Origin of the sequence: Luteibacter sp. 9135, from assembly GCF_000745005.1 — a bacterium.
Taxonomy (GTDB): domain Bacteria; phylum Pseudomonadota; class Gammaproteobacteria; order Xanthomonadales; family Rhodanobacteraceae; genus Luteibacter.
The window spans coordinates 2,458,863-2,479,312 of record NZ_JQNB01000001.1 but is presented as its reverse complement, the minus strand read 5'-3'; the positions used below and the strand labels follow the sequence as shown (position 1 = coordinate 2,479,312).

Sequence of the window (20,450 nt, the reverse complement as noted above, 5' to 3'; positions counted from 1 at the left end):
GGGCATCCGGACGGGGAAAGCGACCAGCGTAGCGCCTACGCGGACGTCACGGTATCCGACAGGTCGAAGCCCAGCCCGTTGGCCAGCGCCATGAAGCCGGGAAACGAGGTGGCGACGTTGGCGCAGTCGCCGATGACGATCGGTGCGCTAGCGACCAGGCCGGCAACGGCGAAGCTCATGGCGATGCGGTGATCGCCATGGCTGTCGACGTGGCCGCCGCCGATGCTGCCGCCACGGATCATCGCGCCATCCGGCAGTTCATCGATCAGCACACCGCAAGCCTTCAGCCCGTTGGCCATGCTGGCGATGCGATCAGACTCCTTCACCCGCAACTCCGCCGCGCCGCGAATCGTGGTCATGCCCTCGGCCACGGCTGCGGCGACGAACAACGCGGGAAACTCGTCGATCATGTCGGGGACGATATCCAGCGGCAAGGCCACACCATGCAGCGGCGCGTATTTGACCACCAGGTCGCCGATGTCCTCGCCACCGCTGCTGCGCTCGTTTTCCACGGCGATGTCCGCGCCCATGAGTTCGAGCGCGGCCAGCAGTCCGGTACGGCGCGGGTTGAGGCCCACGCCCTTGATGCGCACGTGGGAACCGGGCACCACGCAGGCTGCGACGATAAAGAAGGCCGCCGACGAGAAATCCGCCGGCACGTCCACGTCCACCGCGGTGAGGCGATGGCCACCTTCCAGCTTCGCCTTGCCCGGCGAATACTCGATCGGCCAGCCGAACGCCTTGAGCATGCTTTCGGTGTAGTCGCGGGTGGGATGCGGCTCGATCACCTCGGTGCTGCCCTCGGCGTAAAGGCCGGCCAGCAGCAGCGCCGACTTGATCTGCGCGCTCGCCACGGGCGGCTGGTAGCGGATGCCCTTGAGCCGCCCACCGCCGTGGATGCGCAACGGCGGCTTGCCGTCAGCGCTGTCGATCGAGGCACCCATCAGCGCCAGCGGATCGGTGACACGACGCATCGGTCGCTGCGACAGCGAGGTGTCGCCGACCAGCGTGCTGTCGAACGCCTGCCCGGCCAGCAGCCCGGCGAGCAGGCGCATGCCGGTGCCCGCGTTGCCGCAATCCAGGTTGTCCGTGCTGCCGCGTAGGCCATGCAGGCCCACGCCATGCACCACGCGCTCGCCCGGGGCCGGCGTGTCGAAACGCACGCCCAGCGTGCCCAGGATCGCCGCGGTGGCGCGGGTGTCCTCGCCTTCAAGGAAACCGCGGATGTGGGTGACGCCCTCGGCCAGCGCGCCGAACATCAGCGCGCGATGGGATACGGATTTATCGCCCGGTACCGTGATCTCGCCGTACAGGGGGCGGCCCGTGCGGCTTTGCCAGTCCATGCGGCTCATGGCAGGTTCTCCAGTAGACGGTGAAGTTCGGCACGGCTGCCGATGCTGATGCGGACCGTATGGGGCAGGCGGTAGCCGCCCATGGGCCGCACGATCACGCCGCGCTCGAACAGATGGGCTTCGACGGGCGCGGCGTCGCGCCCCAGGTCGACCAGCAGGAAGTTCGCCTGCGACGGCAGCACGCGCATGCCGCGCGCGGTCAGCGCATCGGCCAGCCAAGCACGGTCGCCCGCGTTGACCTCGCGCACGCGATCGCGATGCGTACGATCTGCGAGCGCGGCCTCCGCGGCGGCCAGGGCCACGGCGTTGACGTTGAACGATTCGCGCAGCCGCTCGCACACCGCCGCCACCGACGGATGGCTGGCCATGTAGCCGACACGCAGCCCGGCCAGGCCGTGCGCCTTGGAAAAGGTGCGGGTCACGACGAGGTTGGGGAAGCGATCCATCAGGGCGATGGCGGTTGCGGGACCAGCGGCGTCCACGTACTCGTGGTACGCCTCGTCCACTACCACCAGGGTTGACGGCGGAACGCGCCCGAGGAACGCGGCGAGCGCGGCGGCCGTGAACCAGGTACCGGTCGGGTTGTTGGGGTTGGCGAGGTAAACCAGCCGCGTCGCGGGGGTGACAGCGTGCGCGATCGCCTCCAGGTCGTGCCCGTAAGGCGCCTGGGGATGGTCGGCCGACAAAGCGGGCACGGCGATGCCCTGCGCACCGGCCGCCGCGGCGGCGATGGGGAACACCGCGAAACCATACTGCGAGAACACCACCGGGTGCTCGGCGTCGGCGAAGCACTGCGCCAGCAGCATCAGCAGTTCGTGCGAGCCGTTGCCGAGCGTGATGCCTGCCGGTGCGATGCCCAGCTCGGTCGAGAGGCACGCCTTGAGCGCCGTGCCGGTCGGGTCGGGGTAGCGCCACATGTCCTGCAGCACCCGTGTGGCCGCCTGCATAGCCATTGGACTGGGGCCGAGTGGATTCTCGTTCGAGCCCAACTCGGCGATGGTCGCGCCGAAGCGTCGCCGCAGCGCGGGCAGGTCGTGGCCTGGATCGTATGCGCGCAGCGCGGCCGTCGCCCGGTTCGCGAGCGCGGTCGCGTCGAACCCGACGGTCACGGCAAGGCGACCGGATAGGAACCGAGTACGCGCACGTCGGCGGCGGCCGGCTTCATCTCGTCGAGGGCGGCCTTCATCGCGTCATCGTTCACATGGCCCGACACGTCGATAAAGAACGCGTACTGCCACTTACCCGTATGCGCCGGGCGCGACTCGATACGGTTCATGCTGATGCCGTGCTGCGCCAGCGGGCTGAGCACGTCGTACAGCGCGCCGGGCTTGTCACGCACGGACACCAGCAGCGACGTGCGATCGTTGCCCGAGGGCGGGAAGATCGAGCGACCGATGACGAGGAACCGCGTGGTGTTGTCCGAGCGGTCTTCGATCGGGCCTGCGATGGTCTTCAGGCCATACACGCGGCCGGCCGTCTCGCCGGCGATGGCGGCGGATTCCGGTGACAGCTTGGCCGTTCGTGCGGCCTCGGCGTTGCTCGAAACGGGAATGCGCTCGGCGTTGGGCAGGTTCACGCGCAGCCAGCCCTGGCATTGCTGCAACGACTGCGGGTGCGAGTAGACGCGCTTGATTTCTTTCAGCTCGCCGTCGAGCGAGAGCAGGTTCTGGTGGACACGCAGTTCCACCTCGCCGCAGATGGTGGCCTTGGAGACGAGGAACATGTCCAGCGTCATCTGGATCATGCCCTGCCCGGAATTTTCCACCGGTACCACGCCGAAATCGGCATTGCCGGCAGCCACTTCCTGGAAGACTTCCTCGATGCTGCCCAGCGGCAAGCCGTAGGCGGCATGGCCGAAGTGCTTGCGCACGGCCTGCTCGCTGAACGTGCCCTCGGGGCCGAGGAAGCCGATCTTCAGCGGCTGCTGCTGCGACAGGCACGACGACATGATCTCGCGGAACAACCGCACCAGCTCGCCGTTGGGCAGCGGGCCGTCGTTGCGGTCGATTACGCCACGCAGCACCTGGGCCTCGCGCTCGGGTCGGTAATACTCCACCGCCGCCTTCAACGGGCCCTTGGCCCGGCCGACCTGCTGTGCCCAACGGGCGCGCTCGCTGATGAGCGACTGCAGTTGCTGGTCGATGCTGTCGATGCGCGTACGCGCTTCGATCAGCGTGGCTTGCTTATCGGTGGGGGTCTTGCTCATGGACTTCCAGGCGGCTAAGTGGTTGCAAATGAAACGGTTATCACCGCACTACGCATGCTGCAATGCGGTGAATCCCGACTTTAACCGTGACGCGCCGTAAAGTCCCGCATGAAGTTCACCAGCACATCCACGGCGTACTGCGGCACGGCGTTGTACAGCGATGCGCGCATGCCACCCACGGCCTTGTGCCCCTTGAGGGCCAGCAAACCCGCCGCGGCGGATTCGGTAAGGAACGCGGCATCCAGCGCACTGTTGTGCAGGGTGAAAGGCACGTTCATCCGCGAGCGCGATGCCACCGCCACCGGACTGCGATAGAAACCGCCCGAGCCGTCGATCGCGGCATACAGCGTGGCCGCCTTGCGCGCATTGCGTTCGCCCATGGCTTCGAGGCCGCCCTGATCTTCCAGCCACTCGAACGTGAGCCCCGCGAGATACCAGCCCCACGTGTTGGGCGTGTTGAGCATCGAATCGTTGGCGGCGTGCTCGGCGTACCGGAAGATCTTCGCCATGGGCCGGCCTTCGCGGGCCAGCAGATCGTCGCGGATGATCATCACCACCAGGCCGGATGGCCCGATGTTCTTCTGCGCACCGGCGTAGATCAGGCCGAAGCGCGATACGTCGACCGGCCGGCTGAGGATGTTCGACGACATGTCCGCCACCAACGGCACGTCGCCCGCGTCAGGCACGTCGTGGAACTCCACGCCGTGGATGGTCTCGTTGGGCGTGTAGTGCAGGTAGGCGGCGCGGGGATCGAGTTGCCAGGTGTCTCGCGCCGGCAGGGCCAGGTACCGGGCGTCTTCCGAGGTGGCGGCCACGCGGGCGGTGAGGTAGGGCGACGCTTCGCGCACCGCTTTCTCGCCCCAGTGGCCCGTCACGATGTAATCGGCCGACGCATCGGCCCCGGCCAGGTTCATGGGGATCTGCGCGAAGTGCTGCGTGGCCCCGCCTTGCAGGAACAGCACCGTGTAGCCCTCGGGCACCGCCATCAGCCTGCGCAGGCGCGCTTCGGCACTGGCCGCCAGGGCCATGAAATCCTTGCCGCGGTGGGACAGTTCCATTACGGAGGCACCGGTGCCGTTCCAGTCGAGCAGTTCCGACTGGGCGCGGCGCAGCACCGCTTCCGGCAGGGCCGCCGGGCCTGCGCTGAAGTTCCAGGCTCTTGTCATGCTCGATGCACCCTCGGGAAGGAAACCCCGATTATGCGCCCGCTTCAGAGCTTGACGAACAGCACCAGTGCGATACCCACGGCAAGCAACGCCGCGGTGAGGATCAGCCACCACACGTCGCCGCGTGCGCCGGCGGCGTCTTCACTGCCGGGGTCGACCGTGGGAGCGGGCCCGGGCAGCACCACCGGTGGCTCCGCCGACCAGCCCGGGGCATCGACCACGAAGCGATGCGCGGCCAGACCGATCTGGTCGCCCGGCTGCAACACCGCGCGCACGGCGGTGATGCCGTTGACGCGTACGGCATGGCGCGCCGGAACGCGTGAGCCATCGAGGATCAGCTCGCCGTCCTCCCACGCCAGCACCAGCAGGGCGACATCGTTGCCGGGTAATTCGAGCGGCAAGGCACCATGCGTGGCGCCCAGTTCGAGACGATCGCCCACGGTAATGACACGGCCGGACAAGGGGCCGGCCACCGGCCGCAACGCGACGGTGCAACGGGCGTCCGTCGGCTCCACGGTGGGCCGGGCGTCGAGGTCGGCATCGTCGCGCAGCAACATGCGGCAGTCGCCTAGCGACAGGCTGTCGCCGGGGCGCAGGATCGCGCGTTCGCGCACGGGGCGGGCGTTGACGTAGACACGCCCCGTGGACGGGGCCACCTCCAGCACCATGCCGCGACGGTCGCGATGGAGGGTGACGTGCCTGGCGGCAACGTGGTTTTCGGACACGACCAGGTCGTTGTCCTCGCCACGGCCGATCGTGAGCACGGGCCGTGACCAATGGAAATCACCGCGAGCCGAGCTGACGAATTCGATGCGCATGGAGGAACCGGGACGTTGACGAAGTAACTTTAGCAGAGTGCGCTATCTGTTTGACCTTAAAGGTGTCGACGAAAGTGTCGACATGGCGTGATGCCCCATCCTGCTAGACTCCGCCGCTTTCAGTGCAGAGGATCGCTCCGATGGCAAGAATCGATATTCGCCGCCCGCATGGCAAGACCGTCGCGGAAGCACGCGCCGTGGTCGAGAAAGTGGCCGCCCGCATGAGCGAGAAATTCGGTACCGAGGGTCGCTGGGACGGCGACACGATGAGCTTTGCCCGCTCCGGCGTAAAGGGTGCCATCGCCGTGTCGCCGTCCGACGTGCACGTCACCGCCGAGCTGGGCATGCTGCTGTCGCCCCTGAAGGGCACCATCGAGGAAGAGATCCGAAAGAAGCTGGACGAGCACTTCGCCTGAGCCAAGGCGGCTGCGTGGGCTGGCCCGAGCCGGTCCGCTATGGCATACTAAGGGACTTATGCGGCCATTCCGGCCGTTCATCCGACCCGGAACACATGGCAAAAGACGACGTCATCGAAATGGAAGGCACGATCCAGGAGACCCTTCCCAACACCATGTTCCGCGTGCAGCTCGAGAACGGGCACGTCATCATTGCCCATATTTCCGGCCGCATGCGCAAGCATTACATCCGCATCCTCACCGGCGACAAGGTGAAGGTAGAGATGACCCCGTACGACCTGACCAAGGGTCGTATCACCTACCGTATGAAGTAAGCGCGTCTCGCGCCGCACCCGGTAGGCCAAGAAAGCCGCAGCTCACGCTGCGGCTTTTTGTTGTCCGACTGATCCAGACTCAGTCGAGGCGGACGTCCTTGCGATGCTCGATGATGCGCGAGACCAGACCGTAGGTCACCGCGTCTTCGGCCGACATCCAGAGGTCGCGCTCGATATCCTCACGAACACGCTCGATCGGCTGTCCGCTCTCACGCGAGATCACGCGGGCGATGCGCTCGCGCGCCTTCATGATCTCCTTGGCCTGAATGGCGATATCGCTGGCCTGACCACCGGCGCCACCGCTGGGCTGATGGATCAGGAAGCGCGTCTGCGGCAGGCAGACCCGACGCTCGCGCGGCGCGCCCAGGTACAGATGCGTGGCGGCACTGCCGACCCAGCCGGTGCCGATCATGTTGACCGGCGCCGTGATGAAACGCACCACGTCGTGAATCACGTCACCCGACTCCAGATGACCGCCCGGCGAGGACACGATCATGTCGATCGGCGCATCGGACTCCGCGTCCAACGCCAGCAGGCGGCGAACCGTATCCGCGGCGACGGCGTCGGTGATCGTGCCGAACACCAGCACGGTACGCGCGCGGAAGGCTTTTTCTTCGAGGAAGGTGCTGCCCTGGCCCTGACCGGCGGACGCCTTGGGCTCGGTTTCGTTGCTGAACATGTGCATTATCTCCATGGGGCAGTTGTAAACGTCAGGCGGCAAAAAAGGGCGGCCCGCAGGCCGCCCTTTCTCTTACGCCAGCATGTCTTTCAAACCATCATTCCGACTCAGGCCGTCACGGCCGCCGGTTCCGCCGACTCCGTCTCGACGTGCAGTTCGTCGCCGTCCACCGACAAGGTGACCTTGCCGCCGTCGGCCAGCTTGCCGAACAGCAGTTCGTCGGCCAGCGCGCGCTTCACCTTGTCCTGGATCACACGGGCCATCGGACGGGCGCCCATCTGCGGATCGAAGCCGTGCTCCGCCAGCCAGCGACGGGCTTCCGGCGTGACATCCACGCTCACCTTCTTCTCGGCCAGCTGAGCTTCCAGCTCGATCAGGAACTTGTCCACCACCCGCAGGATGTGGTCGAAGTCCAGCGCGTTGAACTGGATCACCGCGTCCAGCCGGTTGCGGAACTCCGGCGTGAACAGGCGACGGATGGTCTCCATGGCGTCCGTCGCGTGGTTCTGCTTGACGAAGCCGATGCCGCGACGCGATGCGAGCTGTGCGCCCGCGTTGGTGGTCATCACGATGATCACGTTCTTGAAGTTGGCTTCGCGGCCGTTGGTATCGGTCAGCACGCCGCGATCCATCACCTGCAGCAGGATGTTGTACACATCCGGATGGGCCTTCTCGATTTCGTCCAGCAACAGCACGCAGTGCGGATGCTTGGTGATCTGCTCGGTCAGCAGGCCGCCTTGGTCGAAGCCGACGTAGCCCGGAGGCGCACCGACCAGACGCGACACGGAATGGGCCTCCATGTACTCGGACATGTCGAACCGCACCATCTCGATGCCCAGCTGCATGGCGAGCTGACGGGTCACTTCCGTCTTGCCCACGCCAGTGGGGCCGGCGAGCAGGAAGCTTCCGATCGGCTTGGACGGGTCGCCCAGGCCGGAGCGTGCCATCTTGATCGACGAAGAGAGGGCCTCGATCGCGCCATCCTGGCCGAACACCACCATCTTGAGGTTGCGCTCCAGGTTGCGCAGCACGTCGCGATCCGACGCCGAGACCTGCTTGGCCGGGATACGCGCCATCTTGGCCACGATGTATTCGATCTCCGGCACGTCGACCTTGCCCGTGCGCTCTTCCTCGGGCAGCAGGCGCTGGCGGGCACCGGCTTCGTCGATGACGTCGATGGCCTTGTCCGGCAACAGGCGGTCAGGGATATGCTTGACCGAGAGGTCCACGGCCGCACGCAGAGCCTCACCGGTGTATTCCACCGAATGGTGCTCTTCGAAGCGGCTCTTCAGGCCCTTCAGGATCTCGATAGAGTCGGCCACGGTGGGCTCGACCACGTCGATCTTCTGGAAACGACGCGCCAGCGCCCTGTCCTTCTCGAACACCCCGCGAAATTCTTGGAAAGTGGTCGAGCCGATGCAGCGCAGTTCACCAGAGGCCAGCATCGGCTTGATCAGGTTGGAAGCGTCCATGGTGCCACCCGACGCCGAACCCGCACCGATGATGGTGTGGATCTCGTCGATGAAGAGGATGGAGTTGGGCTGCTTCTTCAACTGGCCGATGACGGCTTTCAGCCGCTTCTCGAAATCGCCGCGGTACTTGGTACCGGCCACGAGGGCGCCCAGGTCCAGCGACCAGATGGTGCAATCCTCCAGCACCTCGGGCACCTGACCCTCGACGATGCGCTTGGCCAGGCCTTCCGCCAGGGCGGTCTTGCCCACGCCGGCCTCGCCCACGTAGAGCGGGTTGTTCTTGCGGCGGCGGCAGAGCACCTGGATGGTGCGCTCCACCTCGTCCTGGCGGCCGATCAAGGGGTCGATCTTGCCCTGCACCGCCAGTTCGTTGAGGTTGGCGGCGTATTCGTTGAGCGGATTGCCCTTGCCTTCACCGCCCTCTTCCCCTTCGCGCTCGGGGCTTTGCGCGGCCGCGGCCGCTTCATCGCCGATCTTGGCGATGCCGTGGGAGATATAGTTGACCACGTCCAGGCGGGTGATCTCCTGCTGATGCAGGAAATAGACCGCGTGGGAGTCTTTTTCGCCGAAGATCGCCACCAGCACGTTGGCGCCGGTGACTTCCTTCCGGCCCGACGACTGCACGTGGTACACGGCGCGCTGCAATACCCGCTGGAAACCCAGCGTGGGCTGCGTGTCGCGTTCGTCACCGGCCGGCAGCACCGGCACGGTTTCGGCGACGATGCGCTGCAAATCGGCCGAAAGCCTCGGCAGATCGACGCCGCAGGCACGCAGGGCGGCCAGGGCGGAGGTGTTTTCAGTGAGCGCAAGCAGCAGGTGCTCGACGGTCATGAATTCGTGGCGCTGTTCGCGAGCCTGCTTGTAGCAGTGCCCGATGGTGACTTCGAGATCCTTGCTGAACATACGGACCGTCTCCGATAGATGTGGGCGGCGGGGACCAGCCCCTTCGTCTTGCCGCATGAACACCAGATGGGGTAGCGCTTACATTTTTTCCATAGTGCACAAGAGCGGATGCTGATTGGCTCGCGCGTACTCGTTGACCTGCGTCACCTTGGTTTCTGCCACCTCGCGAGTGAACACGCCGCACACGCCCTTGCCGCGGGTATGCACATGGAGCATGACCTGCACGGCCCGTTCCTGGTCCATGCCGAAGAAACTGCGTAGCACCTCGATCACGAAATCCATGGGGGTGAAGTCATCATTGAGCAAAACCACCTGGAAAAGGGGCGGTCTTGCCGTTTCCGGTCTGACGGTCTCGACCGCCAGCCCGTGGCCGCGATCGCTTTCCTGATCGTGTTCGTGTTCCTGGGACATTAATTAAGAACCTGTCGGTGCGCGATTCGATTATATACACCGGAATTCGCCCACCCTCCGGCTCGATTTCCACAGGTGATGGCACAATATGCTTTTTTCCAGAGCCAGACCGATCATCACGCCCATGCCGCCGACACCTTCCCAGCCCGAAAACGTCTGGCGCCCCCGTGCCACGGTGGCATGCGTGGTCGCCCGGGGCGATCGCTACCTGATCGTCGAGGAGGATGTCTTCGGCGAGGTGGCGTACAACCAGCCGGCCGGGCACCTCGATCCGGGCGAGAGCCTGCAGGCCGCAGCCATCCGCGAAACCCTGGAGGAAACGGGTCACACCATCGCCCTGGACCACTTCCTGGGCGTGTGGCAGTGGGCCAGCCCGGAACATGGCGAACAGGTGCTGCGTTTCGGTTTTGCGGGTCATGTGAAGTCATACGATGCGGACCGTCCCCTGGATGAGGGCATCCGTCGGGCGATCTGGCTGCGCCGCGACGAAATAGAAGCGCTCGGCCCCCGCCTGCGCAGTCCGCTGGTGCTCGAAACCATCGACGCCTGGCTGGACGGACGCCGCCTGCCCCTGGACTCGCTGAGCTGCCGCCTGCCGGGCGTGGTCGCGTGAAGGTCATCCTGGGCGTCTCCGGCGGCGTGGACTCCTCGGTCGCGGCCCTCCTGCTCCAGCAGGCGGGACACGACGTGGAAGGCATGTTCATGCAGAACTGGGAGGAGGACGACCGCTCCGGCCCCTGCACCACCGACGACGACCGCCGGGACGCCGTGGCCGTCTGTGGCCGCCTGGGCATCCCGTTCCACGCAAGAAATTTCGCCAGCGAGTACTGGGACGGCGTGTTCGCCTATTTCCTGGCCGAATACGCCGCGGGACGCACGCCCAACCCGGACGTGCTGTGCAACCGCGAGATCAAGTTCAAGACCTTTCTCGACCACGCCCAGGCCCTGGGCGCCGAGAAGATCGCCACCGGCCACTATGCCCGGGTCGATTATCGCGACGAACGCTATCGCCTGCTCCGCGCCATGGATGCCGCCAAGGACCAGAGCTATTTCCTGCATGCGCTGGGCCAGAAGCAACTCGGCGCCACGCTGTTCCCCGTGGGCGAGATCGAGAAACCGCTGGTCCGCCAGATGGCCCGGGACGCCGCGCTGCCGACGCATGCCAAGAAGGATTCCACGGGCATCTGCTTCATCGGCGAGCGCGATTTCCGCGCCTTCCTCTCGGCGTACCTGCCGGCCCGGCCCGGCGCAATGGTCGATCCCGAGGGGCATGTCATCGGCGAGCACCAGGGCGTCATGTACTACACGCTGGGCCAGCGCAATGGCCTGGGCATCGGGGGCCGGGCGGATGCGCCGAACGAGCCCTGGTACGTGGTCGGCAAGGATGTCGCCGCCAACACGCTCATCGTGGCCCAGGGCGGCGAGAACCGATGGCTGCAGTCCACCCGCCTGAGCGCCGGCGAGGCCACCTGGGTGGCGGGCGAGCCCCCAGCGACCGCCTTCCGCTGCACGGCCAAGACCCGTTACCGCCAGTCGGACCAGGCTTGCCACGTGGAAGTGAGCGGCGCCAGCGTGCACGTGCGCTTCGACGAACCCCAGCGCGCGGTCACCCCCGGCCAGTCCGTCGTGTTCTACGACGATGAAACCTGCCTCGGCGGCGCCGTGATCGACGCCACCGATGCCACCTACGGCGGCCTGGCGTGAGCCGCGCCGCCTCCTTTTCCAGGCTTTGCGAATGAACGAAGAACGCGTGCTCGCCCTTGCGGGTGTTTTCCAGGGTGCCTCGCTGGCCCAGCAGCTGGCCACCGAGGGCCGCTGCGACGACGCGGCGTTCGAAGCGAGCATCGGCAGCGTGTTCCGCATCGATGCCGACTCGGTGGCCTCGGTGTACGGCGGGGTGGGCAAGGTGCGCCGTGGCCTGCGTACGCTGGTGTCCCAGTTCGAGGACGCCACCCGCGATGTCGCGGTCATGCGCATGGCGATCACCGTGCTGCGGCTGGAGCGCTCGCTGTCGCGCAACCGCGGCCTGCTCGATCGGCTGCGCGAGGGCATCGTGTCCACGCAGCGGCAGGTGGAGCATTTCGGTATCGAGCACCCCAACGTGGCCGCCCGGCTGGCCGAGGTCTACGCCGGCACCCTGTCCACCCTGAAGCCCCGCGTCATGGTGACCGGCAACCCCACCCACCTGCAGCAGAAGGGCAACGTGGACCGGGTACGCGCCGCGTTGCTGGCGTCCGTACGCTCGGCGGTGCTCTACCACCAGATCGGCGGCCGGCAATGGCACCTGCTGATCTACCGTAAGCAATGCGCGATGCTGGCCCGCGGCCTGCTGACCGGATCGACGCTCGACGACGGCGGTTAATATGCCCCGATCTCCCTGGCCTCACGGGCGGGTGTAGGAGCGCACGATGTGCGCGATCCGGGCTGCCTCATTCCCAATGATCGGCACGCGATGTGGGATACCGCTTTTCCGCCTTGTTGGTTTTTCGCGCACATCGTGCGCTCCTACACCCGACGTTGGGGGCCTAGGCGTTTGTGGCGGCGTCGAGACCGGGAATGGTCCGCGCCAGCTCGCGTAGCAGGTCGCCGAAACGGTCGAGGTCGTCGCGCCAGGGCGTGGCGCTGCGCCAGTAGAGGGCGATGTGCCGGCCGGGTCGCGCGGCGTCCACGCCAGCCAGCACCACGTTGCGGATCGAGCCCAGGCGCTCGTGCGCCAGGATCGGCACCAGGGTGTAGCCGCCGCGCATGGCCACCAGCGTGGCCAGGCTTTCCAGGCTGACGTCCTGGATACGCTCCGGACGCGCCGCACCGGCCATACCCAGGTCGGACACGCCATTGCCGTGGCTTTCCGCCATGAGGGTGGCTTCCGCCGCGTCCAGTTCGGTCAGGGCGATGGCGGCGCGTCCGGCCAGCGGATGCGCCGCGTTGAGCAGCAACTGATAGGGCTCGAAGAACAGCGGCGCCGATTCCAGCCCGGTGGCCGTGACGCTGGGCGGCGCCAGCACGGCATCCAGCTCGCCCTCGTGCAGTCGCCGCAGCAGGCCGCGCGGCTTGCCTTCCGAGATGGTCAGCCGTGCGCCCGGGAAGCGCTGCGGAAACGGCTCGATGAAATGGGGCAGCAGGTAAGGCCCGAGGGTGGAAGGCACGCCCAGCCGCAGTTCGCCACCGAAAGCGACATCGCCGGCGCGTGCCGCGTGCTCCAGGTGCTCGGCGGAGCCCAGCACCGCCTCGATGAAGCCCAGCAGGCGCTGTCCGCCCACGGTGGCCACCACGCGGCGCCCACCGCGCTCGAACAGTGGCACGCCAAGGGCCTGCTCCACCTTCTGCACCTGGTGCGACAGGCCCGAAGGGCTGATGTGCATGGCCCGCGCGGCGCCGGTGAAGCTGCCTTCCCGGGCCACCGCCTGGACCAGGGCGAGGTCGCGCAGCGACACCGATGAGAGGGCCATCGATATCATCGAACGCTGCGTGCCATCAAATACGTTTGCACCCATCCGCCTGCCGCTCCATCCTTTCGCCGCCGAATCATCGCCCGGCCATGCCCCGAAGCCCGCCATTCTAGCCCGACGCCAGAACCGTGGCGGTCGCACAGGGGCAGCGGACTGCGCGATAATCGACGCTTTGGCGGACGCCCTCGGGGGTTTCGCCGGCCTCCCCAGCTAAAGAACGTCACGCCAGGAGTACAGCATGAAAGACTCGTTCTCGGTACGAGACAGCATCGAAGTCAACGGCAAGCGGCACACCATCGCCAGCCTGGCCAAGTTCGGCGAGCAGCACGATATCAAGCGCCTGCCGTACTCCATGAAGATCCTGCTGGAAAACCTGCTCCGCCAGGAAGACGGCGTGAACGTCACCACCAAGGAAATCGAGGCGGTGGCCAAGTGGGATGCCAAGGCCGAGCCGGACACCGAGATCTCCTTCATGCCGGCGCGCGTGGTCCTGCAGGATTTCACCGGCGTTCCCTGCGTGGTCGACCTGGCCGCCATGCGCGACGCCGTCGCCAAGCTGGGCGGTGACCCGAACAAGATCAACCCGCTGGCGCCGGCCGAACTGGTCATCGACCACTCGGTGCAGGTCGACGCGTTCGGTTCGTCCAGCGCGCTGGAAGAGAACGTCGCGATCGAGTTCGAGCGCAACCAGGAGCGTTACTCCTTCCTGCGCTGGGGCCAGAAGGCCTTCAACAACTTCAAGGTCGTGCCGCCGCGCACGGGCATCGTCCACCAGGTCAACCTGGAGAACCTGGCCCGCGTCGTGTTCACCAATGAAGTGGACGGCGAGTCGTTCGCCTATCCGGATACCGTGTTCGGCACCGACTCGCACACCACGATGATCAACGGCATCGGCGTGCTGGGCTGGGGCGTGGGCGGCATCGAAGCCGAGGCGGCCATGCTCGGCCAGCCCTCCTCCATGCTGATACCGCAGGTCGTCGGCTTCCGTCTCACCGGCAAGCTGCCGGAAGGCGTCACCGCCACCGATCTCGTGCTCACCGTGACCCAGATGCTGCGCAAGCTCGGCGTCGTCGGCAAGTTCGTCGAGTTCTTCGGCAACGGCCTGCAGAACCTGCCGCTGGCCGATCGCGCCACCATCGCCAACATGGCCCCGGAATACGGCGCCACCTGCGGCATCTTCCCGATCGACCAGGAAGCGCTGAACTACATGCGCCTGTCCGGCCGCGACGAAGCGCAGATCGCGCTGGTCGAGACCTACGCCAAGGCGCAGAACCTCTGGCACGACGCCGATACGCCGGAAGCCGAGTTCACCACCGTGCTCGAGCTGGACCTCGCCGACGTGCGCCCGTCGCTCGCCGGCCCGAAGCGTCCGCAGGATCGCGTGCTGCTGGAAGGCGTGCAGCAGAGCTTCCTCGACGTGGTCGGTTCGCTCACCGCCAACCGCAAGCCGAAGAGCCACGGCGAAGCCAGCTTCAGCAATGAAGGCGGCGGCACCGCGGTCGGCAACGAAGCCAACAACGTCGGTGAAGACGGCGGCGTGCTGGTCGAGAAGGACGGCAAGTCCTTCCGCATCAACGACGGCTCGGTGGTCATCGCCGCGATCACCTCGTGCACCAACACCTCCAACCCGGCCGTCATGCTCGCCGCCGGCCTGGTGGCGAAGAAGGCCGCCGCGCGTGGCCTCACCTCCAAGCCGTGGGTCAAGCCCTCCCTCGGGCCGGGCTCGCTCGTGGTCACCGAATACCTGAAGAAGACCGGCCTGCTCGCGGAGCTGGAGAAGGTCAACTTCTACGTGGTCGGCTACGGCTGCACCACGTGCATCGGCAACTCCGGCCCGCTGCCGGCCGAGATCAGCAAGGGCATCGCCGAAGGCGACCTCGCCGTGGCGTCGGTGCTGTCCGGCAACCGCAACTTCGAAGGCCGCGTGCATCCGGAAGTGAAGATGAACTACCTGGCCTCGCCGCCGCTGGTGGTCGCCTACGCGCTGGCCGGCACGCTCAACATCGACCTGACCAAGGATCCGATCGCCAACGGCAGCGATGGCCAGCCCGTGTACCTGAAGGACATCTGGCCGAGCAACCAGGAAATCTCCGACGCCATCGCGGGCGCCATCAATCCGCAGATGTTCAAGGACAGCTACGCCGACGTGTTCAAGGGCGACAGCCGCTGGAACCAGATCGCCTCGCCGGATGGCCAGACGTACGCCTGGGACGATTCGACCTACATCAAGAACCCGCCCTACTTCGACGGCATGTCCGCCGAGGCCGGCACCATCGAGGACATCCACGGCGCACGCGCCATGGGCATCTTCGGCGACTCGATCACCACCGACCACATCTCGCCGGCCGGATCGATCAAGAAGGACTCCCCGGCGGGTCGCTTCCTGATCTCCAAGGGTGTCGAGCCGAAGGATTTCAACTCCTACGGTTCGCGTCGCGGCAACGACGACGTCATGGTGCGTGGCACGTTCGCCAACATCCGCATCAAGAACCTGATGCTGGACGGTGTCGAGGGTGGTTTCACGAAGTACATCCCGACCGGCGAAGAGATGGCGATCTACGACGCCGCCATGAAGTACAAGGCCGAAGGCACGCCGCTGGTGGTCCTCGCCGGCAAGGAATACGGCACCGGCTCGTCGCGTGACTGGGCCGCCAAGGGCACCCTGCTGCTCGGCGTCAAGGCCGTGATCACCGAGAGCTTCGAGCGCATCCACCGCTCCAACCTGGTCGGCATGGGCGTGCTGCCCTGCCAGTTCCAGGAAGGCGAGAACGCGCAGACGCTGGGCCTGAAGGGCGACGAAGTGTTCGACATCACCGGCCTCAACGGCGGCGAGTCGAAGACCGCGACGGTCAAGGCCACGCGCCCGGACGGCTCGGTCAAGGAGTTCACCGTGAAGGTGCTGCTGCTGACGCCGAAGGAGCGCGAGTTCTTCCGCCACGGCGGCATCCTGCAGTACGTGCTGCGCCAGCTGGCGAAGGCGGCCTGAGGGTTTCCTAGGCTGGTAGGCGGGTAAAAGCATCGCCCACATCGTGGGCTCCTACACGTATGCCATACGGCGTCCCTGTAGGAGCCCACGATGTGGGCGATGTCATTTATGCCGCAGAAGCCCACGATATGGGCGATGTCGCTTACACCGCAGGATCGCCCATCCCACGCACCCGACGACGCCATCTCCCTGCCTGTTTCACGTTGCATTGCGGCTTGCCGCTATACGCGGGCGTATGCTCCAATGCCGCGATCGTACGACGATTGCCGTGCGTCACGTCACACTACGGAGCCCGTCCGATCCATGAGCATTGAGCGTCCCTGGCTTGCCCACTACCCGGCCGGTGTCCCGGCCGAGGTCGACATCGACGGTTACTCCTCGGTCGCGGCCGTTTTCGAAGAATCCTTTAAGAAATTTCGTGACCGCCCCGCGTTCTCGAACTTCGGCAAGGTCCTGACCTACGGACAGCTCGACGAACTCTCCGCGGCCTTCGCCGGCTTTCTCTCCGGCGAGATGGGCCTGAAGCAGGGCGACCGCATCGCCATCATGCTGCCCAATCTCCTGCAGTACCCCATCGCCCTGTTCGGTGCGTTGCGCATCGGCCTCACGGTGGTCAACACCAATCCGCTTTACACCGCGCGCGAGCTGCACCACCAGCTGGAAGACTCCGGCGCCAAGGCGCTGGTCGTGCTGGACAACTTCGCCGCCACCGCGCAGCACGCGCTGGACGGCACCAAGGTACAGAAGGTGATCACCACGGCCGTGGGCGACATGGTCGGCTTCCCCAAGGGCAACATCATCAATTTCGTGGTGAAGAGCGTCCGCAAGGAAGTGCCGCCCTTCCGCATACCGCAGGCCGTCCGCTTCAAGGATGCCGTGGCCAAGGGCAAGGCGCATGCGCTGCCCGCCGTCACGATCAAGCCGGACGACCTGGCATTTCTGCAGTACACCGGCGGTACCACCGGCGTGGCCAAGGGCGCGATGCTCACCCACCGCAACATGGTCGCCAACATGCTGCAGACGCGCCCGTGGGTGGCCGGCTTCGCCAAGCTCGGCGAAGAAACGGTGATCACCGCGCTGCCGCTGTACCACATCTTTTCGCTCACGGTGAACTGCCTGATCTTCGCCAGCCTGGGCGGCCTGAACCACCTGATCACCAACCCGCGCGACATGAAGGGCTTCGTCAAGGAACTACGCAAGACGAAGTTCACCGCGATCACCGGCGTCAACACGCTGTTCAACGGCCTGCTCAACACGCCGGGTTTCGACCAGGTCGATTTCTCGCACCTGCACCTGGCCATGGCCGGCGGCATGGCCTTGCAACGCTCCGTGGCCGATCGCTGGCAGAAGGTCACCGGGCGCGTCATCATCGAAGGCTACGGCCTGACGGAAACCTCACCCGTCGCGTTCGCCAACCGCGTTGATGTCACCGGCTACACCGGCGCCATCGGTTATCCCATCCCGAATACCGACGCCCAGATCCGTGGCGACGACGACCGCGTGCTGCCCGTGGGCGAGGCCGGCGAACTCTGCATCAAGGGCCCGCAAGTGATGAAGGGCTACTGGAACCAGGTCGAGGAAACCAGCAAGGCGATCGACGCCGACGGCTGGCTGCGTACCGGCGACATCGCGAAGATGGACGAGAACGGCCAGGCCTTCATCGTCGATCGCAAGAAGGACATGATCCTGGTGTCGGGTTTCAACGTATACCCGAACGAGATCGAGGACATCGTCGCCCGCCACCCCGGCGTCAATGAGGTAGCGGCCGTCGGCATCGACGACGAGCACTCGGGCGAGGTGGTGAAGCTGTTCGTGGTCCGCAAGGACCCCTCGCTGACCGAAGAAGCCCTGCGCGAGTACTGCCGGGAAAACCTCACCGGCTACAAGCGTCCCAAGCAGATCGAGTTCCGCGACGCCCTGCCGAAGACGAACGTCGGCAAGATCCTGCGTCGCGAACTGCGCGACGAGGATCGCCGCAAGCGCGCCCAGGCCTGACCCGACCCCGGCTGTGTAGGAGCACACGATGTGCGCGAACCCTCAACGTTGCTGTGGCGAATAAGGCCGCGCACTGACTCCGTGCGGGCGTTTCCGGGCGACACAAAGGAGGCGTCACAAAGGCCGTGCACGGCATCCGTGCGAGCGTTCCCGGCATCGGAAGAACGGATGGTGCGCCAGAAGAGCGAATGCCGGGTTCACGGAAGCGCTCGCCTGTTTGGGGCGGGGGGCTTCATTCGCGTCGGCGGAGGCTGAGGGGTCGCGCACATCGTGCGCTCCTACACCTCTGTTTTGGCGGGCGCGTGCGTTTCGAGGGGGGGGCTTGTGACGTATTACGAGTCTTGCCAGGCCTCGAGTGTGTCGGCGTAGCCACCCAGCAGTTCCCATAGCGCCGCCTGCTTGTCTTCGGGAATCAGGGTGTATTCCAGGCCGATCTGGCGGGCCGACACACGTGCGACGCTGGCTTCCATGTGGATGTGCAGGTCGTGGCCGAAGATCATGTCCAGGACCCAGGTCTGGCCGGACTCGCCGCGCCAGCCGAGCGGGCGGCGCAGCAAGGCGCCCGTGGCGGAGATATCCACGAGGTCGGTGGGGTGCGCTTCGCCACCACGGCTCATCAGCACCGCGCTGTGCACTTTCATGCGCGCGTGGCGGTAACGCATTCCTTCCTTGTCAGACGACATCTGCCTTTGGGTCCATACTGGTTCAACGTTCGTACTTGTGGCGATTTGCATGGTCACACCTCGACCGACTTACCTTTCGTGTCACAAACGGACACATTAGCGCAGTCGGAGGTTCCGCTCCTTAACGTAAGCGTTCATTCGCTGCCACGCGTTTTCAGCACACCCGCACGTACCAGCGCCCCGGCCCCGAAGCGGCCGTTGATCAGATCCTGCACGCCATCGGACGGTTTTTTCGAGGCGGGCGCCGCGAACATGTCCTGCTGCTCGTCACCGCGCCGCGCGTCGAATCCCGAAAGCGTCACCCCCAGCAGCCGTAATCGCGGGCGAGGATGTTGGTTCCACCAGACATGAAGCAAGCGACGTGCCACTTCGAAGATTTCGGGCGTAGCGTTGCCGGGAACGGGCAACTGGGCCTGGCGGCTGTGGGTCAGGAAGGGTGGTTCGCGGAGCTTGACCGATACCGTACGCGCCTCCACGGCACGGCTGCGTGCACGCGCGCCGACCCGCTCGCACTGGCGCAGCAGCCAGGCCTCGGCGATGCCCAGGTCCTCCACGTCGTACTCGAAGGTCCACTCCGCGCCGATCGACACCTCGGGCGCGTCGGTAACCACCGGGCGGCGATCCTCGCCCCGGCAAAGCTGGCGGAGTTGGGCGGCATGGCGCTCCCCCACCGCCTTGTTCAGGCGCCAGGCATCCGCGTGCACCAGGTCGCCGATGGTACGGATGCCGACCCGCTGCAAGGCCTCCTCGGCTACCTTGCCCACCGTCCACATTCGCCCGATGGGGAGCGGATCGAGATAGCCACGCACCTGGTCCGGCGGGATAACCAGGAACCCGTCGGGCTTGGACAGCTCGCTGGCCAGCTTGGCCAGCAGCTTGTTATGGGCCATGCCCACCGAGGCATTGAGGCCGGTGCGGGCCCGGATCGCCTCCTTGACCCGGCGCCCGATCGCCTCGATGGAGGCGAAAAGCCTCAGGCTGGCGGTCACGTCGAGGAAGGCCTCGTCCAGCGACAGGCCCTCGATCATCGGGGTGACCTCGGCGAACACCCCGAACACGATCCGGGATATCTCCGTGTAGCGGGCGTGGCGCGGGTAGATGTAGATCCCATGCGGGCAGCGGCGGCGCGCCTCGGCCGTGGCCATGGCCGAGCGCACGCCGTAGGTACGGGCCTGGTAGTTGGCCGTGGACACCACGCCGCGCCGCCCGAGACCGGCCACGATGACCGGCTTGCCCACGAGGCTGGGGTCGTCCAGCTCCTCGACGGACGCGTAGAAGGCGTCCATGTCCACGTGGATGATCGCGCGGTCGGCGGGCTGCATTCGCCCATTGTGCCAAAACCGCGGAGTGCCCGGCGCATGGCCCCGCTGGACTTGCGTGGACACAGGCGATACCCTGTGTCCATTCGGGTGAACTTATTCGGGCGTCATGCCCTCCCCGGTCCGTCTTCTGGACCGGCAGCAGACAGCTTCCGACGATTCTTCACAGGCGGTGACCCTCCTGGGGTGTCCAGCGGCAAGGCCTTTCGCTCGTCGGCGACGATGCGTGGCATGCCGGACGAGGCGGCGGTATGGCCGCCGGACGGCATCGATTGTTGCGT

18 protein-coding genes are annotated in these 20,450 nt (G+C 66.1%); 7 read left to right on the top strand and 11 right to left on the bottom strand.

What is annotated here, in order from left to right; genetic code table 11:
- Positions 1-35 precede the first annotated feature (35 nt).
- The 5 genes from aroA to FA89_RS10640 all read right to left on the bottom strand — a co-directional run bounded on the left by aroA (position 36) and on the right by FA89_RS10640 (position 5,542).
- A complete protein-coding gene (gene aroA, locus FA89_RS10660; protein WP_036140607.1) occupies positions 36-1,352 on the bottom strand; it encodes a 3-phosphoshikimate 1-carboxyvinyltransferase in 1,317 nt (438 codons plus the stop codon).
- Positions 1,349-2,461: a histidinol-phosphate transaminase gene (gene hisC / locus FA89_RS10655; protein WP_036140606.1), complete on the bottom strand. Its 1,113-nt coding sequence runs from the start codon at positions 2,459-2,461 to the stop codon at positions 1,349-1,351. Before hisC ends, aroA begins: the two co-directional genes overlap by 4 nt.
- Positions 2,458-3,558 carry a prephenate dehydratase gene (pheA, locus tag FA89_RS10650; RefSeq protein ID WP_036140605.1) on the bottom strand — a complete coding sequence of 367 codons (1,101 nt, stop codon included), beginning with the start codon at positions 3,556-3,558 and terminating at the stop codon, positions 2,458-2,460. The genes hisC and pheA overlap by 4 nt, the downstream gene beginning before the upstream one ends.
- Before the next feature lie 80 nt (positions 3,559-3,638).
- Positions 3,639-4,724 carry a 3-phosphoserine/phosphohydroxythreonine transaminase gene (gene serC, locus FA89_RS10645; protein ID WP_036140604.1) on the bottom strand — a complete coding sequence of 362 codons (1,086 nt, stop codon included), beginning with the start codon at positions 4,722-4,724 and terminating at the stop codon, positions 3,639-3,641.
- Positions 4,725-4,768: 44 nt separating this feature from the next.
- Positions 4,769-5,542: an FHA domain-containing protein gene (locus FA89_RS10640; protein WP_036140603.1), complete on the bottom strand. Its 774-nt coding sequence runs from the start codon at positions 5,540-5,542 to the stop codon at positions 4,769-4,771.
- Positions 5,543-5,682: 140 nt separating this feature from the next.
- On the opposite strand from FA89_RS10640, the gene FA89_RS10635 reads away from it, so the two are divergent.
- The gene (locus tag FA89_RS10635; protein ID WP_036140602.1) at positions 5,683-5,958 is read left to right on the top strand and encodes a polyhydroxyalkanoic acid system family protein; all 276 of its coding nucleotides are present in this window, start codon (positions 5,683-5,685) and stop codon (positions 5,956-5,958) included.
- A 95-nt stretch (positions 5,959-6,053) separates the two neighbouring features.
- Positions 6,054-6,272, top strand: a complete 219-nt coding sequence (infA, locus tag FA89_RS10630) for a translation initiation factor IF-1 (protein ID WP_036140601.1) — start codon at positions 6,054-6,056, stop codon at positions 6,270-6,272.
- Positions 6,273-6,351: 79 nt separating this feature from the next.
- Here the strand turns inward: infA and FA89_RS10625 are convergent, their stop codons facing one another.
- The 3 genes from FA89_RS10625 to clpS all read right to left on the bottom strand — a co-directional run bounded on the left by FA89_RS10625 (position 6,352) and on the right by clpS (position 9,737).
- Entirely contained in the window at positions 6,352-6,951 is a 600-nt protein-coding gene (locus FA89_RS10625; protein WP_036140600.1) for an ATP-dependent Clp protease proteolytic subunit, read from the bottom strand.
- Positions 6,952-7,058: 107 nt separating this feature from the next.
- On the bottom strand, positions 7,059-9,326 hold the full coding sequence (gene clpA / locus FA89_RS10620) for an ATP-dependent Clp protease ATP-binding subunit ClpA (RefSeq protein WP_036140599.1): 2,268 nt from the start codon (positions 9,324-9,326) through the stop codon (positions 7,059-7,061).
- A gap of 78 nt (positions 9,327-9,404) precedes the next feature.
- Entirely contained in the window at positions 9,405-9,737 is a 333-nt protein-coding gene (gene clpS / locus FA89_RS10615) for an ATP-dependent Clp protease adapter ClpS (protein ID WP_036140598.1), read from the bottom strand.
- Between the two features lie 88 nt (positions 9,738-9,825).
- Between clpS and FA89_RS10610 the strand changes: the two genes are divergently transcribed.
- Genes FA89_RS10610 through hflD form a run of 3 tightly spaced genes read left to right on the top strand, consistent with a single transcriptional unit; the run spans position 9,826 to position 12,099 of the window.
- The gene (locus FA89_RS10610; RefSeq protein ID WP_441295035.1) at positions 9,826-10,350 is read left to right on the top strand and encodes an NUDIX hydrolase; all 525 of its coding nucleotides are present in this window, start codon (positions 9,826-9,828) and stop codon (positions 10,348-10,350) included.
- Positions 10,347-11,441: a tRNA 2-thiouridine(34) synthase MnmA gene (gene mnmA / locus FA89_RS10605; RefSeq protein ID WP_036140596.1), complete on the top strand. Its 1,095-nt coding sequence runs from the start codon at positions 10,347-10,349 to the stop codon at positions 11,439-11,441. The genes FA89_RS10610 and mnmA overlap by 4 nt, the downstream gene beginning before the upstream one ends.
- A gap of 31 nt (positions 11,442-11,472) precedes the next feature.
- Positions 11,473-12,099 (top strand): high frequency lysogenization protein HflD, encoded by a 627-nt coding sequence (hflD, locus tag FA89_RS10600; RefSeq protein WP_036140595.1) that lies wholly within the window; start codon positions 11,473-11,475, stop codon positions 12,097-12,099.
- 163 nt (positions 12,100-12,262) lie between these two features.
- On the opposite strand, the gene FA89_RS10595 is transcribed toward hflD, so the two are convergent.
- Positions 12,263-13,195, bottom strand: a complete 933-nt coding sequence (locus FA89_RS10595) for a LysR family transcriptional regulator (RefSeq protein WP_036144099.1) — start codon at positions 13,193-13,195, stop codon at positions 12,263-12,265.
- Between the two features lie 229 nt (positions 13,196-13,424).
- Between FA89_RS10595 and acnA the strand changes: the two genes are divergently transcribed.
- Entirely contained in the window at positions 13,425-16,172 is a 2,748-nt protein-coding gene (gene acnA / locus FA89_RS10590) for an aconitate hydratase AcnA (RefSeq protein ID WP_036140594.1), read from the top strand.
- Positions 16,173-16,475: 303 nt separating this feature from the next.
- The gene (locus FA89_RS10585; protein ID WP_036140592.1) at positions 16,476-18,167 is read left to right on the top strand and encodes an AMP-binding protein; all 1,692 of its coding nucleotides are present in this window, start codon (positions 16,476-16,478) and stop codon (positions 18,165-18,167) included.
- A gap of 332 nt (positions 18,168-18,499) precedes the next feature.
- Here the strand turns inward: FA89_RS10585 and FA89_RS10580 are convergent, their stop codons facing one another.
- Both FA89_RS10580 and dinB read right to left on the bottom strand, forming a co-directional pair.
- Complete coding sequence (locus FA89_RS10580) at positions 18,500-18,829, bottom strand: PilZ domain-containing protein (RefSeq protein ID WP_240003885.1); 330 nt, start codon at positions 18,827-18,829, stop codon at positions 18,500-18,502.
- Between the two features lie 155 nt (positions 18,830-18,984).
- The gene (dinB, locus tag FA89_RS10575) at positions 18,985-20,172 is read right to left on the bottom strand and encodes a DNA polymerase IV (protein ID WP_036140590.1); all 1,188 of its coding nucleotides are present in this window, start codon (positions 20,170-20,172) and stop codon (positions 18,985-18,987) included.
- Positions 20,173-20,450: the final 278 nt, after the last annotated feature.